The organism is Leptolyngbya sp. BC1307, assembly GCF_002286735.1.
Classification (GTDB): domain Bacteria; phylum Cyanobacteriota; class Cyanobacteriia; order Phormidesmidales; family Phormidesmidaceae; genus Phormidesmis.
Genome location: NZ_NRTA01000042.1, coordinates 17201 through 33558, shown reverse-complemented (window position 1 = coordinate 33558; position 16358 = coordinate 17201). Strand labels below are relative to the sequence as shown.

Annotated in this window: 14 protein-coding genes and 2 pseudogenes; 10 read left to right on the top strand and 6 right to left on the bottom strand. The window is 54.9% G+C overall.

All coding sequences use genetic code 11. The features are described from left to right. Nucleotides 1-97: 97 nt before the first annotated feature. Nucleotides 98-280, bottom strand: a pseudogene (locus CKL79_RS17860) (element excision factor XisH family protein); the annotation flags it as partial. A 135-nt stretch (nucleotides 281-415) separates the two neighbouring features. Between CKL79_RS17860 and CKL79_RS17855 the strand changes: the two are divergent. Next, nucleotides 416-1564 carry a cold shock domain-containing protein gene (locus tag CKL79_RS17855; protein WP_121970925.1) on the top strand — a complete coding sequence of 383 codons (1149 nt, stop codon included), beginning with the start codon at nucleotides 416-418 and terminating at the stop codon, nucleotides 1562-1564. A gap of 104 nt (nucleotides 1565-1668) precedes the next feature. On the opposite strand, the gene ilvA is transcribed toward CKL79_RS17855, so the two are convergent. Next, on the bottom strand, nucleotides 1669-3180 hold the full coding sequence (gene ilvA, locus CKL79_RS17850) for a threonine ammonia-lyase, biosynthetic (protein WP_121970924.1): 1512 nt from the start codon (nucleotides 3178-3180) through the stop codon (nucleotides 1669-1671). A gap of 123 nt (nucleotides 3181-3303) precedes the next feature. On the opposite strand from ilvA, the gene CKL79_RS17845 reads away from it, so the two are divergent. Further along, nucleotides 3304-3810, top strand: coding sequence for a GNAT family N-acetyltransferase (locus tag CKL79_RS17845; RefSeq protein ID WP_121970927.1), 507 nt, complete (start codon nucleotides 3304-3306; stop codon nucleotides 3808-3810). A gap of 176 nt (nucleotides 3811-3986) precedes the next feature. Here CKL79_RS17845 and CKL79_RS17840 read toward each other — a convergent pair whose 3' ends face one another. Together CKL79_RS17840 and CKL79_RS17835 are read right to left on the bottom strand one after the other, a co-directional pair. Continuing rightward, nucleotides 3987-4454, bottom strand: a complete 468-nt coding sequence (locus CKL79_RS17840; protein WP_121970923.1) for a hypothetical protein — start codon at nucleotides 4452-4454, stop codon at nucleotides 3987-3989. A 124-nt stretch (nucleotides 4455-4578) separates the two neighbouring features. Beyond that, nucleotides 4579-5046, bottom strand: a complete 468-nt coding sequence (locus CKL79_RS17835) for a hypothetical protein (RefSeq protein ID WP_121970923.1) — start codon at nucleotides 5044-5046, stop codon at nucleotides 4579-4581. Nucleotides 5047-5418: 372 nt separating this feature from the next. Here CKL79_RS17835 and CKL79_RS17830 point away from each other — a divergent pair, with 372 nt between their 5' ends. The 3 genes from CKL79_RS17830 to trxA all read left to right on the top strand — a co-directional run bounded on the left by CKL79_RS17830 (nucleotide 5419) and on the right by trxA (nucleotide 8736). Continuing rightward, nucleotides 5419-6114 carry a DNA-3-methyladenine glycosylase I gene (locus CKL79_RS17830; RefSeq protein WP_346427067.1) on the top strand — a complete coding sequence of 232 codons (696 nt, stop codon included), beginning with the start codon at nucleotides 5419-5421 and terminating at the stop codon, nucleotides 6112-6114. 160 nt (nucleotides 6115-6274) lie between these two features. Next, nucleotides 6275-8203, top strand: coding sequence for a transketolase C-terminal domain-containing protein (locus tag CKL79_RS17825; RefSeq protein WP_121970921.1), 1929 nt, complete (start codon nucleotides 6275-6277; stop codon nucleotides 8201-8203). 212 nt (nucleotides 8204-8415) lie between these two features. After that, nucleotides 8416-8736 carry a thioredoxin gene (gene trxA / locus CKL79_RS17820; protein WP_121970920.1) on the top strand — a complete coding sequence of 107 codons (321 nt, stop codon included), beginning with the start codon at nucleotides 8416-8418 and terminating at the stop codon, nucleotides 8734-8736. A gap of 208 nt (nucleotides 8737-8944) precedes the next feature. Here the strand turns inward: trxA and xth are convergent, their stop codons facing one another. Further along, entirely contained in the window at nucleotides 8945-9730 is a 786-nt protein-coding gene (xth, locus tag CKL79_RS17815; RefSeq protein WP_121970919.1) for an exodeoxyribonuclease III, read from the bottom strand. Nucleotides 9731-9814: 84 nt separating this feature from the next. Next, a complete protein-coding gene (locus tag CKL79_RS17810) occupies nucleotides 9815-10498 on the bottom strand; it encodes a cation diffusion facilitator family transporter (RefSeq protein ID WP_121970918.1) in 684 nt (227 codons plus the stop codon). A 122-nt stretch (nucleotides 10499-10620) separates the two neighbouring features. On the opposite strand from CKL79_RS17810, the gene CKL79_RS17805 reads away from it, so the two are divergent. The 5 genes and pseudogenes from CKL79_RS17805 to CKL79_RS17785 all read left to right on the top strand — a co-directional run bounded on the left by CKL79_RS17805 (nucleotide 10621) and on the right by CKL79_RS17785 (nucleotide 16307). After that, nucleotides 10621-11193: a Uma2 family endonuclease gene (locus tag CKL79_RS17805; RefSeq protein WP_121970917.1), complete on the top strand. Its 573-nt coding sequence runs from the start codon at nucleotides 10621-10623 to the stop codon at nucleotides 11191-11193. Between the two features lie 56 nt (nucleotides 11194-11249). Further along, nucleotides 11250-11585 (top strand): annotated as a pseudogene (locus tag CKL79_RS24425) (Precorrin-3B methylase). A gap of 89 nt (nucleotides 11586-11674) precedes the next feature. Beyond that, nucleotides 11675-14173 (top strand): DUF4912 domain-containing protein, encoded by a 2499-nt coding sequence (locus tag CKL79_RS24420; RefSeq protein WP_346427066.1) that lies wholly within the window; start codon nucleotides 11675-11677, stop codon nucleotides 14171-14173. A 204-nt stretch (nucleotides 14174-14377) separates the two neighbouring features. Continuing rightward, nucleotides 14378-15454, top strand: coding sequence for an ABC transporter substrate-binding protein (locus CKL79_RS17790; RefSeq protein WP_121970916.1), 1077 nt, complete (start codon nucleotides 14378-14380; stop codon nucleotides 15452-15454). A 28-nt stretch (nucleotides 15455-15482) separates the two neighbouring features. Continuing rightward, nucleotides 15483-16307, top strand: a complete 825-nt coding sequence (locus tag CKL79_RS17785) for an ABC transporter permease (RefSeq protein WP_240518943.1) — start codon at nucleotides 15483-15485, stop codon at nucleotides 16305-16307. Nucleotides 16308-16358: the final 51 nt, after the last annotated feature.

Here is a 16358-nt window from a genome sequence, read left to right as displayed (position 1 = left end):
TGATTGCGGCCCTCTACAATCATGAACGCACGATAGCCGCTTGGTAGTCTCAGCGAGGCGCGTTAGTCTATCACATAATCATTTCTGCAAGAGGTCTAATGAAGCTCTCAATTTCTACCGCGATTTTTTCACCTGCTCTCTCAGCAGCTATCATTTCTGCCGCCAGATCGATTTCAAAATCGACTTCCCCCACGCTTACTTCATAGGGATCAGCAGTGATTATCCATCCTTCTTTCTCCAATCCCGCTCTCACTGCGTCATGGAAGCGATCTTTTACCATAGCTTCGAAGGCCGTTTGAGTTGGGCCCTTATTGTACGGCGAATGTCTTCGGATTGGCGTGATCGCCTATCCCAGGACTGGTAACATAAAAGACATGCATGCTTACGAGCGAAAGGTCTACAGGAGCCAACCGCTATGTTAAAACGGTTTATGACTTGGCTACTGCATCGGCTGCAAAAGGTGCTTAGCATTTTTTCGGGGCGGCGTAGCGGCATCCGCCCGTCTGTGTCTACTCAGAAAGAAACTGATCGCTCTTCGGCGGTTCGCCCAACAGAACCCCTCTCCCTCAATCATTTTGCGCTGCCCAACCCGGCTGATGCCGCCTCTTCTACAGGCTACGAACCTGATGTTTTGCCTCAGCCAGGCCCGGACTCGGTGATGCATGAGATCCCGTTGGTGTTTCAAAACATGCCGATAGAGACGGCGGTCTCTGCGGAAGTTTCCCTGCTATTGATGACTGCTGACTACTCTTCGGTAGAAATTCAAGACGCTAGCCAGCTTCCAGAAATTCACGACCTGCTGCCAGCGATGGAGCCTGAGGAGCCAGTAGAGTGGCCGGTAGAGACTGAGCCGCTGCTAGAAAAAGCTGAACCGCCTGTAGAAAAAAATGAGCTCGTAGCCGCTAGTTCACCTCAGCCAGCAAAACTTCCTGAGCAAGCTATTCTCTTTAGCTTTGATATTACCGAAAGTGAGGTGCCTGCTTCTGAGGCGATCGCCCCACCAAACCGGGCAGAAACGGTCCCGAAGCCCGCTGCCCAACCAGATGAGATGGCTTATCAATCGGCTAAAATAAGGGAACTGTCCTCTGGTTTAGCCTTATCTGTAGCAGACTCATCCCCATTACTAGCAGAGCCACCCGCTGAGCTATCCTTGCCGGAAGACCCGATGAGGGCAGACCCGTCTGCTGCCGACCCGATGGAGAATGAGATTAAAGCGCCTGCTCAAATATCTATTGAGATTGAAGAGACCCATGAAGAGGCCGTCACGCCTGCCGACCTAGCGCCCGCTATAGAAGCGCCTGCTGAGCCCCTACCCACCGCAGAACAACCGGTCAAAAAAGGGATAGTCAAGCTGTTGTTCACCGCAAAACCAGGAAACTTCCACGGCTACATTGCACCCGACGACGGCTCAAAAGATATTTTGTTTCATCAGAAATATGTCAACGCTGACATTTTTGAGCATTTAGAGCGGGGTACCCCCGTGACGGCCACTGTGAAGTGCATGGAAGGGAAGGCGTATGCTACTGGAGTGAATTTGCGGGAGGGAGAAAGTAGTGAACAGTAGGGAGTAGGGAGTAGGGAGTAGGCAGTAGCGCCTCTGACTCTTGGTCACTGGCTCCTGTTTCCTGTCCACTGTTTACTGTCTCCCCCATCCACAGATTGACCCGTCTACAAAAAGAGTTTGTACGCTGGGTTTTGGCTTTCGTTCCAATAGCGATAGCCTAGCGTCTCTAAGCAAGCCTCCCACTGCTCCATTTCGGTGGGTGGTACCTGCATACCCACGACAATGCGGCCATAGTCAGCGCCGTGGTTGCGGTAGTGAAACAAGCTGATGTTCCAGTTGGGGCTCATGGTTGAGACAAAGTTGGTCAGTGCGCGGGGCCGCTCGGGGAATTCGAACCGATAGAGCAGTTCGTTGTTAGCTAAAGCCGATTTGCCGCCGACCATGTGGCGCAGGTGCATTTTCGCTAGTTCGTCATCGGTCAGGTCAAGCGTTTCAAAGCCGCTGCTTCTGAAGGTTTGGGCAATTTCCTGAGCGTCGGCTCTGCCTTTGACTTTGATGCCAACAAAGATATGAGCCCTGTTTTCGTCGGCAATGCGATAGTTAAACTCGCTGATGCTGCGATCGCCTACCGTATCGCAAAACTTCCCCAGGCTCCCCGGTCGCTCTGGAATCGTCACGGCAAACACCGCCTCCCGATGCTCTCCGAGTTCGGCGCGTTCGGCGACAAAGCGCAGCCGGTCAAAGTTCATATTGGCCCCGCAGGCGATCGCCACCAAACACTCATCCTGAATGCCCTCGCGCTCCACATAGGCTTTGACGCCCGCGATCGCCAGCGCCCCAGCCGGTTCCAAAATCGAGCGCGTATCTTCAAACACGTCTTTAATCGCCGCGCAGGTGTCGTCAGTGGTGACTAGCATCACTTCGTCAACGAACTGCTGACATAGGCGAAACGTCTCCTGGCCTACCTGCCTGACGGCAACGCCATCGGCGAACAGACCCACCTGATCGAGACAGACGCGATCGCCCTTGCGCAGCGACTGATTCATCGCATCCGAATCGACTGGCTCCACCCCAATGATCTTGATTTCGGGCCGCAGCCGCTTGATGTAGGCCGCCACTCCAGAAATCAGCCCGCCGCCGCCAATCGCCACAAAAATAGCGTGGATCGGCTGCTGGTACTGCCGCAAAATCTCCATGCCAATCGTGCCCTGCCCGGCAATGACATCCGGGTCGTCAAAGGGGTGAATAAACGTTAGCCCCTTGTCGGTTTCTAGCTGACGGGCATAGGCGCAGGCCTCGTCGTAGCCGTCACCATGCAACACAACCGTTGCCTGGAGCGCTTTGACAGCATCTATTTTTACCTGCGGGGTGGTGACTGGCATGACGATGACAGCCGTAGTGCCCAGTTTTTGGGCTGCGAGGGCCACGCCTTGCGCATGGTTGCCAGCAGAGGCCGCAATCACGCCGCACTTCAGTAAGTCAGGTGGCAACTGCACCATCTTGTTGTAAGCGCCCCGTAGCTTAAACGAAAACACCGACTGCGCATCTTCCCGTTTGAGCAATATCTCGTTGCCGAGCCGGGCCGACAGCCGGGGGGCTCTCTCCAGCGGTGTTTCTTGCGCGACATCATAAACGCGGGCCTTTAAAATGCGTTCTAGATAATCAGAATGAGCCACAGCTTGCCAGGGGGTAGAAAATCGTATTCTACTGTACGGGGTTAGCGATCGCGCTGACGACTCTTCTTATCCCTGCAACCCATGTCCTACGATCCTGACGCTGTACCAGAGGCTAACTTGCCCATGAACACGCTCATTCGAGATTTTCGCCTGGCAGATACTACTGCTCTGACCGAGCTATACAACCAATACATTGCCGAAACCACCATCACCTTCGACTTGCATCCCTACACCGTTGAGCAGCGGCAAGCCAGCTGGATGAGTCACTACTCAGCGACTGGGCGCTATCGGTTACTGGTAGCAGAGGGCGACGGGCAGGTTGTCGGTTATGCCACCAGCAGTAAGTTTCGCACCAAGGCCGCTTACGACACCTCTGTGGAAACCAGCGTTTATCTTCACCCAGCCGCTCAAGGCAAAGGCATCGGTAGTCAGCTCTACAGCGCCCTATTTGAAGCGCTAGCCAGCGAAGATGTTCACCGCGCCTATGCGGGGATTACGCTGCCGAATGAGCCTTCTATTGCCGTTCATCAGAAGTTTGGATTTGAGCAGGTGGGATTGTTTCGAGAGGTGGGGCGTAAATTCGGGCGGTATTGGGATGTGGCTTGGTATGAGCGGAGGGTAGGGGAGTAGGGATAGGAGGGGGAAAGGGGAAAGGGCGATCACGCCCAAAAGCAAAACAAAAAATGCAAAATAAAAAATCGCCTTCAAGAGTTCGGTTGAATCCCTGAAGGCGATAGTGTTTAGAGCGCGGACGCACTCCTTAGGAGATTTTTATGAAACTGCAAGAGGAAAGTTGAGACAGCTGCTTAGAAGGTGCGGCCAACCCCGACAGTGAAGCCAACTCCGTCGTTGTTGCCGAAGGGGGTGTAGTTGACCGAGGCATTGGCGACATAGCGGTCAGCAAAGCGGTAGTCAGAACCCGCTACGAGCGAGAAGTCGATATTGCTGTCGTTGCCAATGTCACCAGAGACGCCAGCCCCGAGGAAGGGGTTAAAAGCGGTTCTACCGTTGCCGATGGTGTTGAAGTCGTAGGTGACAGGTACGAGGTAGGAGACATCTTCGCTGTCGCCGAAGTTAAAGTCAGTCGCGATTTCAGGGCGGATGGAGACGTTATCAGCAACAGAGATTTTACCGTTGACAACAAAGCCGTTGTCGCCGCCGCCGATGCCGACGTAGTTGTAGTTAGGGGCTTCTTGAGCTTGAGCGCCGAAGGGCACTGCTAGAAGAGCGGCAGCAGCGACAGCGAAAGTAGCAGAAAGACGAGAAAATTTCATGGAACAGTCCTCAAAAGGTAGTTATAAATTAAGAGCGATGCAGAGAGGCAGGCGGCTAATCCGTCAAAGTATTGGCTTTAGCCGCCCTGGCAGATGCTATGCCGGTAGATGCTACAGGCGATACTTAGAAGGTGCGGCCAACCCCGACAGTGAAGCCAACTCCGTCGTTGTTGCCGAAGGGGGTGTAGTTGACCGAGGCATTGGCGACATAGCGGTCAGCAAAGCGGTAGTCAGAACCCGCTACGAGCGAGAAGTCGATATTGCTGTCGTTGCCAATGTCACCAGAGACGCCAGCCCCGAGGAAGGGGTTAAAAGCGGTTCTACCGTTGCCGATGGTGTTGAAGTCGTAGGTGACAGGTACGAGGTAGGAGACATCTTCGCTGTCGCCGAAGTTAAAGTCAGTCGCGATTTCAGGGCGGATGGAGACGTTATCAGCAACAGAGATTTTACCGTTGACAACAAAGCCGTTGTCGCCGCCGCCGATGCCGACGTAGTTGTAGTTAGGGGCTTCTTGAGCTTGAGCGCCGAAGGGCACTGCTAGAAGAGCGGCAGCAGCGACAGCGAAAGTAGCAGAAAGACGAGAAAATTTCATGGAAGTATCCTCAAAAGATGTAGAGACAACAGAGAACGTTGAAGGAGTGAACTGTAGGACTTCTGCGGCCTCTGCTCTTTTCGGTGGGCTTTGCTAAGGGGCACAACACCAAAAATGCAAGGTAGAGAAGGTTGCGAAAGAAAGTGTTGTTTGGGTTAGAAACCTTTGTTTCGTTTCGCATGTTTAAGTTGTATCGCTTGGGACTAGTGACTGCGCCAATGGTATGGACACTTTGTCTGGGTGGACTAGCTAATATGTCTGTCTATGGACGCAAACTCGTTGTTTTTTGGTGTGCCAGTTGCGCCCAATGGTCGCTTTTGCGTTGCCGTTATCTGGTGTTGAGACTGGTGCTGAGAGCAGTGCCCTGAGAGAATGAAAAGAGACAGCGTAGTGAGAGCCCAATCTATGGATGGTTTGGTTAAAGGTGAAGATGGCTGCTGGCGCTGCGGGTGGCCTGGAGATAAGGGAGACTATCTGGCCTATCACGATCAGGAGTGGGGCGTGCCGGTCGCCGATGACAAAAAGCTGTTTGAGAAAATCTGCTTAGAGGGCTTTCAGTCTGGGCTGAGCTGGCTGACGATATTGCGCAAGCGAGAAAACTTTCGGCTGGCCTTTGCCAAATTTGACTTTGAGCAGGTTGCGCAGTACGGCCCGGCAGATGTGGAGCGTCTGCTGCAAGACAAAGGCATCGTGCGTCATCGCCGCAAAATAGAGTCGGTGATTAATAATGCAAAGCGAGCCACTGGCCTGGCTGAAGAATTTGGCTCTCTGGCGGCTTACTTCTGGCAGTACGAACCCGAAGCCGCTGCCCGACCCCAGCGATGCGACTACGAAACGCTAATGTCCTTAAGCAAAACGCCCGCATCGACGGCAATGAGCCAGGATCTTAAAAAGCGCGGCTGGTCGTTTGTGGGGCCGACGACGGCCTATGCCTTTATGCAGGCCATGGGGCTGGTGAATGATCATGTGGAGGGGTGTGAGTGGCGATGGCGCAGCCTTCCAAGGGAATCGCGCACCGCACAGCTCCGTCAAAACTTTCCTCGCCCTACCGCTCGCCAGCGGCCATAAACAGTCGCTCACAGCACAAATTTTGCCTAGCCCCCTTAACCGCAGCGGCATGATCAGGGAGAATAGAACTATTAACTTTTTCAAAGCAGTAGCCCAGACACCGCTCTATAGCGCTGATGTTTTATAGCTTTGAGACATAGACGTATTAGGACACCGCTCCATGACAGCAACCCAAGTTAAGCCTACCTCTGCTTTTCCTATCGATTTGAGTGCTTACAAGCGCATTACCCTCGACCCTTCTACCCATAAGCTGACCGACGAGCAGCGAGAAGCCCTCAAGGCTAATATTCAGCTTTGCCGTGAGGCGATTGTGTTTTTCACAGCGACGGGCGGGGCACGCGGCGTGGGCGGTCACACGGGCGGGCCTTACGACACGGTGCCCGAAGTGATGATTATGGACGCGCTGTTTCGGGGCAATCCTGACAAGTTTGTGCCGACTTTCTTTGACGAAGCCGGTCACCGCGTGGGCACTCAGTACCTGATGGCCACGCTGAATGGCGATCTGCCTGCTGAGCAACTGATGCAATACCGCGCCGCCGATTCTAAGCTGCCCGGTCACCCGGAGCTGGGCCTGACGCCCGGTGTGAAGTTTAGTTCAGGGCGTTTGGGGCATATGTGGCCGTTTGTGAATGGTGTGGCGATCGCTAACCCCGGCAAAACCACCTTTCTCCTCGGTTCCGACGGCGCGCAGCAGGAAGGCGACGACGCTGAAGCCGCCCGCTTAGCTGTGGCTCAAGGCATCAATATCAAGCTGATCATCGACGATAACGACGTGACCATCGCCGGTCATCCTTCCGAATATCTAAAGGGCTACAGCGTCCAGAGCACGCTAGAAGGTCACGGTCTCAAAGTACTGGTCAACGACGGCGAAGACATTGACGCCCTGTATGCCAACATTTGCGAAGCCATCAGTACTGACGGCCCGATCGCCGTCATCTGCAAGCGCCCCATGACAGTGGGCATCGACGGCTTAGAAGGTACCACTCACGGCCACGACGTGATTCCTACCGATTTGGCCATCCAGTACCTGGAAAAGCACGGGCAGCAGTCCGCCGCTGACTACCTTAAGAACATCGAAAAGCCCAAACATAGCTACGAGTTCAAAGGCTGTAGCAGCGAAGTTGGCTCCAACCGCAATGTCTTCGGGCAGGCCATGGTCGAAGTGCTCGGCGGCATGAGCGACGCCGAGCGCAAAGAAAAAGTGCTGGTGGTCGACTGCGACCTCGAAGGCTCCTGCGGCCTCAACCACATTCACAAGGCATACCCCGAAATCTTTGTCAGCGGCGGCATTATGGAGCGGGGCAACCTCTCTGCGGCAGCGGGCTTCGGCATGGCCGAAGGTAAGCAGGGCGTCTTTGCCACCTTCAGCGCCTTTTTAGAAATGTGCATTTCTGAAATCACCATGGCCCGGCTGAACAAGTCCAACCTGCTCTGCCACTTCTCGCACTCCGGCATCGACGACATGGCCGACAACACCTGTCACTTCGGCATTAACAACATGTTTGCCGACAACGGGTTAGACGACAGCTACGAAACGCGTCTGTACTTCCCGGCCGACGCGCATCAGATGAAAGCCTGCGTCAACAGGGTGTTTAACGACCCTGGTTTGCGCTTCATCTTCTCTACTCGCGCCAAAGTACCTATGGTGAATGGCACTGATGGCAAAGCGCTTTACAGCGACGGCTATACTTTCGTCCCCGGAAAAGATGAGTTAGTGCGCGAAGGCACCGATGGCTACATCGTCAGCTTTGGTGATGGCCTGTACCGGGCGCTCGATGCCGTTGAACGACTCAAGGACGGAGGGCTCAGTATCGGCCTGATCAACAAGTCTACGCTCAACGTCGTCGATGAGCAGATGATGGAAAAGGTCGGTAACTCGCCGCTGGTGATGGTAGTTGAATCGTTCAACGAGAAAACCGGCCTCGGCGCTCGCTACGGTACCTGGCTGCTGGAGCGGGGCTACACGCCTAAGTTTGCCCACGCTGGCACGCACGAAGAAGGCGGCGGCGGTCTCTGGGAGCAGTTCTACCACCAGGGACTCGACCCTGAGAGCATCATGCAAAAAGTGAAAAAGCTATCCGGTAAGTAGGCGCTACTTCTAACCTGCTTGAATAGCTAAACGCAAGCCCTTTTGGTCGCAGTACCCAGAGGGCTTAGCTGGTAGAGTTTAAGGCTATCTAAAAATGCGGAGATGGCTGCGGGTGTATGATTTGAATGTGACCTTTGCCTGATGCGTTCGGCCTTTGCCTGACCTAGCATAGGGTGATGACTACGTGATTTTTTGCCTGGAGCAACCGCACAATGGCCGCAGAGTACGTTAAAGACGAAGCTGAACTAGACGCCTTACTCAAAGACGAGTCGGTGCTGGTCGTAGACTGTACAGCGAGCTGGTGTGGGCCTTGCAAGCTAGTGTCGCCGCTGATGGATCAGCTAGCAGAAGAGTACGAGGGCAAGGCCAAGGTCTCCAAGCTCGACCTCGACTCTAATAAGGCGGTGGCCAAGCGATTTGGTATTAAGAGCATCCCCGCTGTGATGCTGTTTAAAGATGGTGAACTGGTAGATACGATGGTTGGTGTGAAGCCCTATTCCACATTTAGTGAAGCGCTGGCGAGTCATCTTTAGAGGCGCTACTGAGGAGCTATTGAGTGAATAAGCCCGATCCGAACTTCATTAAGCTGTCGCCTGCCACAACGTTTGCCATTGTGGTGGCGGCGCTGCTGATTCCGCTGCTGCTGACGGGGTTTATCTCTCAGTAAGGGCGATCGCCCCTACCACCTCTCAGCGCCGATCTATCATCGTGGCCTTGTCAGCCTCTGAAATTATCCGTGGCTCAGTACTCTACAGTCACTGGCGTATGGTCGCTTGGTCTTTCTAAGCCACGCGGCTCAGTGTCAATCGTACAAGCCACCGCTTTTTCATACAGCTCAGGTGATAAATAGTGATGGTCTATGCGCCAGCCAGTATTGCGGACAAATGAGTTGGTGCGATAGTCCCACCAGCTAAAGTGACCGCCCTCATCGGTAAACTTGCGAAAGGCGTCGGCCAGGCCGATTGAGAGCACATCACGCAAGGTTTCGCGCTCTACCGGCGAAGACATAATGTGCTTGTCTCTGTTTTTGTCGGTGTAAATATCTTTGTTTTCGAGGGCGATATTAAAATCGCCGCAGACGCTGAGCAGCGGATGGGCAGTAAGCTGCTGACTCAAATACTGTTTGAGCAGCGTTAGCCAGCGCAGCTTGTAGTCATATTTTTCGCTGCCAATCGCAGACCCATTCGGCACGTATAAATTCACGACGCGCACGTCACCCAGCAAGCCGCTAATCACTCGCTTTTGATCGTCTAAATCACCGACTGCATCTTCCCCCAAGACTGCGCCAAAGCCCATTTGCACATCGGTGAGGGGCTCGCGGCTGAGCAAGGCCACACCGTTATAAGACTTTTGACCGTAAAAATATGCCTGGTAGCCAATATCGGCAAAGGGCTGCAGCGGAAAATCTTTGTCAATGACTTTCGTCTCCTGTAAGCACATCACGTCTACAGGGTTTGCCTGTAGCCATTGGGTGACGTGATCCAGGCGGGTGCGAATAGAGTTGACATTCCAGGAAGTGACTTTCATAGGGGCGGAAGGGGAAAAGGGGAAAGGGGCTTGTGCCGTCCAGCGCTGAGAAATAAAGCCGCTGTATCTTAATCTGATAGCGTCTTAATCCGATAGCGGTTTGGGTTGAGGCATTGCCTTTAGGGTGGCCCAGCTCTGACGAATGAGCGGCAGTGCGCTAGCAGCAATCAGCAGGGCGATCGCTAACCCCACGCCACCATCTGTCCAATACCAGCCAAACTGAGCGATTAGCAGCGCCGCTATCAGCACGCCCAGGCAGCTACCAGCATCGGCCAGCATGTGCAAAAAAGCGCCTCGCAAATTCAGGTTGTCTTGGGCGTGAGCGTGCAGCAGGTAAGCGTTGAGGCCATTGACGCCGAGACCGATGGCGGCGGTAATTGCGACCGGGCCGCTGAGAATGCCAGTCGGGGGCGATCGCAGCGCTGCGATCGCCTCCCACCCTAGCCAGCCGCTGACCAGCAGCAGCAGGCTGCCATTGACCAGCGCCGATACCGCGTTGAGCCGGTCACTCTTAGCTTGCTGTACTTGATTAGCCGTCCAGAGAGCAAGGGCGATCGCCAGCACATCGCTGATCATATGCCCGGCATCGGCTAGCAGCGCCAGGCTGTGGCTATGGGCGCTCACCCACAGCTCCGCTACCGAAAAACAGCTCACCGTGATCAGGGCGACGCTCAAAGCTCTGACCTGACCCGGTGTAGAGGGTGGCACGCTGTGGCAGTGAGCGTGGCCCTGAGCGCAACTATGAGCAGAAGAGTGCTGAGTGTGCATAAGCCTAAATTAGGTCGTAATTGAGCTGTCGCCAATGGGAGCAATAAAATAGATAGCATTGCACTTATGATGCTGACACAGGCGCTAGACTTAGCCAGTTTGTCAGCCCAAGCGGTAACGCGATGACTTTTACAACGGATCTTCAGGCGCTAGCTAGCTTAACCGATCAGCAGTTTTATGACCTGTGTCAGGCCCATCCTGATGTGAAATTTGAACGAACGCCCGGAGGATATCTGCTAATCATGCCCCCTACTGGCGGCGAAACCGGGAATCGTAATTTTGAGATTGGCCTTGACTTAGGCAACTGGAATCGACGCACTCAGCTAGGCGTCCTATTCGACTCATCTACTGGTTTTAGTCTGCCCGGCGGCGGCGATCGCGCTCCTGATCTCGCTTTTGTCCGGCAAGCGCGGTGGGATGCGCTGTCACCGGCGGAGAAAGAGAAATTCCCCCCGATTGCCCCAGACTTTGTCTTAGAACTGATGTCACCGTCCGATGTGCTGACAGAGGCTCAAGCCAAGATGAGCGAATATCTCGGCAGCGGCGTCCGGCTCGGATGGCTGATCAATCGTCAGCAGCGGCGGGTCTGGATCTATCGCCCTGAGGCTACTGCTGAAGTTCTGGACAATCCATCTGCGCTATCAGGCGAGGATGTTTTACCCGGCTTTACTCTAAATTTGAAGAACGTTTGGTAGCGTTCAGAGCATTCAAATGTTCTTTCAACCTATCTATGGCTAAATCTAAGCGAAAAATGACTGGCCCGTCCGATGATGGCCTGCCCAATAAAAAGCTAGAAGGAAAAAAGTTAGAAGGAGAAGCGCTGGTCAAAGAGACCACTCGCCGAATTCGGGCGGCTAAGGGGCTGTGGGATGCGCACCGCAACGCTGCCTGTCGGGGGGAGCGCGATTCTCCGTAGGAGAGGCTTCGCCATCGCGCCCTGGTACTCTACAATCAGCTCACCAAAGCTCAAAAAGAGAAGATTCCACAGCCGCTCAGAATTTGGCTGCGCTACCGCAGTGAAAAATACTTTGGGCCGCATCAGACGCCGCCCGGCGGCAACCAGCGTAGCGGCAAGCGACGCAAATAGGGTGTACATCCGATCCATTTCCTAGATTGACTCTCAGAAGAATCACTGGGATATTAAGATAATTTCACAATCTTGAGACGGGCTTCATCATGCGCGCTAACCGTTCTACCCTTGCCCAGCTGTGTCTGCTAACAGCTCTCGCCGTGCCGGTTCAGCGAGCTGCTGCCACTCCTCATCCGGTCCGGCTCCAGGTAGATAGCTCACTGCTAGCCTCAAGCAACCGGCCCATTCTGCTCGCTCAAACAGAATCACTGCGTGCACCAACTGCGACCAGCCCAGAGGGACTCACGGCGCGCACTGAAGACGGCGCGGTGATCATTGAAGACGAGACGGGTAGCCCGGTCGCTGTGCCTTTAGAAGAGACAGGTGGCGCAGTTACAGCCCTGGCCTTCAGCGAAGATGGCCAAACGCTAGCAACCGGTGCAGATACCGGCAAGGTGCGGTTTTGGACTGTCGCTGAGGGTGAACCTCAAGGCGCTGCTTTTGACGCGGTGCCCGATGGCAGCGCTGTGACCGAACTGGCCTTTGACGGGAATGACAAACTCTCTGTCGCCAGCCAAGGGCAGCGCGGACTGTGGGGGCTCAATGGCTTGCCTTTTGGCGAAACTGCCGCCGCCGATGGCATAGTCGTTACCGATGGGGTAGACGAAGGCGTCTCTCCCGCGTGGCTGCTGATTCCACTGTTGGGTTTGATCGGGGCAGGCTTTTGGCTCTTTGGCAGGCGGCGTCGCCCGGATGAACCTGAGCCGATCAGACAAACCGCGCCGACCGCGACGGTGCCGCCGCCAGAAACCGATGTAGAAAGCGATCGCGAAGTCTCCAATCGCGCCCAGTCTGTGATCTCGACTGACCGGGTAACCGATGAGTCGCGGGTGATTCCGGCAACGAACGCGCCTGCAGCCGAACCCCTACCCGTTCCTCCGGTAGGAATGGCCGCTAGTACCCTGCCCGAGTACGAATCAACAGATTTAGAATCGCCTGACTTAGAAGGGACTAATTTAGATTTGAGCGCGTCTGAGACCTTGGGCGGGGCAGACGGAGACATGGCGATCGCCGCCGCCAGTTTTGAGTCTGCGCCTGCTCCAGAGAATGACGAAACCGACGATATCTGGGATGACAATCTCGACCTTACGCTGGATGATGAGCCGCTGAGTACTGAATCTGCGGCTGACGCTGAACCGGTGCTGCCCGAGCCGATACTCTCCGAAATGCCTGAGCCGATGACCCCTGATCCGGTGGTCTCCGAGATTGCTGATGCTGGCATCGCTGAGCCGATAGTCACCTCTGCGCCGGCTATTCCCGATCCGGCGATCGCTGGCTCTGCGGTGACCGGGGCCGCTGTTTCTGATATGGCTGACTTTTGGGCGATTGGCGCGGAGACGATACCGCCTGGAGAGGAGGTTGAAGCAGACTCCAGTACAAGTAGAGCTACTGGCAATGACTTCAGCAACTTGGACATCATTGAGCCAACTCGCGACACCGTCATCGCTGAAACTGAGACCGTTTTAGACATTGAACCGACCCGAGAGACGATCATCGGCGATCGCGCTGTCATCTTCAAAGGGTCTATCTCAAACAGCCCCACGACAGGCGACCCCCGACCGGTTAGCCGCAGTACCGCTGAGCTAGACCTGACGACCGTAGATGAGGGCCTGAGCGAGCTACCCGACGGCTATGGCGATAGCCGCATTGTGCTCTTACCCCGCGATCCGAAGTGGGCCTATGCCTACTGGGATATCTCCAACGAGCACAAACAGGAGCTGCGCAATCAGGGCGGTCAGCGGCTGATGCTCAGGCTGTACGATGTCACCGATATCGACCAGCAGCACCAGTCTCCCCACAGTATGCATCAGCAAGAATGCCACGAGATGGCCCGCTCTTGGTATGTCGAAGTGCCCGTGAGCGATCGCGACTACACCATAGAAATTGGTTACTTCACTGCCGACGACCGCTGGCTGCTCCTGACCCGGTCTGCGCCGGTGCGAGTGCCACCGATCTACCCCTCAGATTGGGTTAAAGACCAGCTTCTCACCATCGGCTGGGAGGAAAGCCTCGTAGACCGCACTGTGAGTAGCCTGGGTCGCCCCGATGCCAAAACTGACGATGTTACTGTGACAGAGCTGCCGCCTGCTTACAGTGAGCTGATGGCCCTCAGTCAGGATCAAGCAGTCACTCGGGTAGCGGGCTCTCTGTTTGGCTCTATGCACCAGGTGTTGCCTGAAGGGATGGCCTTAGGCCCGAATATGTCAGGGCTCAACGTATCTGGCTTAAACATGTCAGGCATTGGCGGCGCTTCGATGCCGCCTGCGCGTCCGCGCCAGTTCTGGCTAGTGGCCGAAGCTGAGCTGATTGTCTACGGGGCCACCGAACCCGACGCCACGCTGACGGTCGGCGATCAGGAGATACCCCTCAACCCTGACGGCACTTTTCGTTTCCACGTCGCCTTCCCCGACAGTCAAATCGACTATCCGATTCAGGCTGTCGCCGCCGACGGCGAGCAGTCGCGCTCTATCCATCTCAACTTTGAGCGGCAGACCCCTGAGCGCAATACCAACACCAAAGCTGAAGCCGAAGATGAATGGTTTTAAGGCGGTTTTCTAGCTCAGCTAGACTCTTATTCAGCTTTTTGTGGCACCAAAGTATGGTATTCAAGTTCATAACCGTTGCTGTTCACGGCAGATGGGCGATCGCTCCAAGAAGCTAGCCATGTTTCTGTTGATACAGTTTTAGCGCTACGTTTTTTAGCAACATGTTTTAACCTCCTCACCAGCTCCCTAGAACAGGACAAGTCTATGACTCATCCCCTCTATAAAATCCGCCGCCGCCACGCGCTACAGCTATTAGCAGGAGCCTCCGGCGCAGCGCTACTCCACGCCTGTCAGCCCAGCACCGAAGCACCCGCAGACAGCGCCGCGACTGATTCTGAGGCAACTGAGGAGACTGCTGCCATCGAAACGACCATGTCGATGTCGATGGGTACCGCGCCCTGGGTTGGTCAGGTGCCACTCTACATCGCTATGGAGAAAGGCTTCTTTGCAGAGCAGGGGTTGGATTTTGAGCTGCGCAACTTCGGTACCAGCGGCGACTATCTCTCTGCCTTTTTGAGCGGTAACCTGGACAGCGTTTCACTGGTGAGTTCTGAAGCGGTGACGCTGGCAGACGGCGGCAAAGACTTCAAAATTGTTCTGATTCAAGACAACTCAGTTGGCGGTGACGGCATCTTAGCAAAAGACAGCATCACCAGCGTCGAAGACTTCAAAGGCAAAAAGATCGCTGCCGATACCAGCGGCGTGAGCTATTTCTTCCTGCTTCAGGTACTCAAGGAAGCGGGCCTTTCTAAAGACGATGTGACTATCGTCAACACAGAGCCCTCAGCGGCAGCGGCGGCCTTTCAGTCGAACAGCGTCGATATTGCGGTGACCTATGCCCCCTATCTTCAGGAGGCTGCTGCTGCGGTAGAAGATGGCGGCATCATTTACGACTCCAGCAAAATGCCGACGGCCATCATCGATATGTATTTATTCGATGCTGCCTATGTCGAGGAAAATCCGGAAGCGGTACAGGCTTTTGTTAACGGCATCTTCATGGGTTTGGATTTCCTCTCTACAAATGAAGAGGAAGCGCTAGAAATCGGGGCGGCTGCGCTAGATGTTGAACCCGCAGATGTCGCGGGCGATCTAGAAGGCGTCAAGCTGCCCGACAAAGCAACCAACATTGAAATGATGACTGAGCCAGACAGCGACCTGTATGTCGGCGAGCCCTTGAATGAACTCGCTGCCTTTTTGCTGGAGGAAGGACAAATCGAGTCGGAGGTGCCCGATCTTTCAACTACGTTCGACCCTCAGTTTGTTGAAGCCGCATCCACCTGATTCTCTGCTTAATGAGGGAAAGTTAGCCGTGCCCAGCTCAAAAAAAAGATATCTGGAGCCCTCTGTATTTTGGAGCATTCGCCAGGGCTTTCCGCTCTGGCTGCGGCCTACCTTGACACTGGTGGCGCTAGCGATACCGCTGTTGCTCTGGAGCGTTTTGAGCTATGGCGGATATGTGGGTGATGCGTTTTTGCCGACGCCGACGGCGGTGCTAGCAGCGGGTTGGGAAATGCTGCAAGCGGGCAGTCTCACCACCGATATTTTGGCTAGTTCGGGCCGGGTGATGGCCGGGTTTGCCCTGGCGGCTTTGATCGGCGTGCCCATGGGAATTGCCATGGGCACGTTTTACAGTATGGACAGCCTATTTGGCGGATTTGTAGGGACCGTGCGCTATATGCCGATCGCGGCCTTTACCCCGCTGATGATTATCTGGGCGGGCATTGACGAGCTGCCTAAGGTGCTGATTATCTTTTTGGGCATTGTGTTTTACAACGCGATTATGGTGGCCGACGGGGTGAAATTTATTCCGAATGAAACGCTCAATGTGGCCTACACGCTGGGAGCGACTCGCCGCGATGTGCTGTTTCGCGTGATTCTCCCGGCGACCTTGCCCAATATTTTCGATGCGCTGCGGGTGAATGTGGCGGGCGCTTGGAACTTTTTGGTGATTTCTGAGCTGCTGGCGGCAGAAAGCGGCCTGGGGTACACAATTATGCGATCGCAGCGGACGCTGCAAACCGACAAGGTGCTGTTTTGCATTTTAGTGATTGGCTGCATTGGGCTGCTGACAGACTGGGCGTTTAAGCTGGCATTTCGCTTGTGGCTACCCTGGGCTGAGCCTACTGCTAGCTAACTTGTGTGTTTGGTCACAGTTTGAGCGGGCACCGGCCCTCTAGCATCGAAA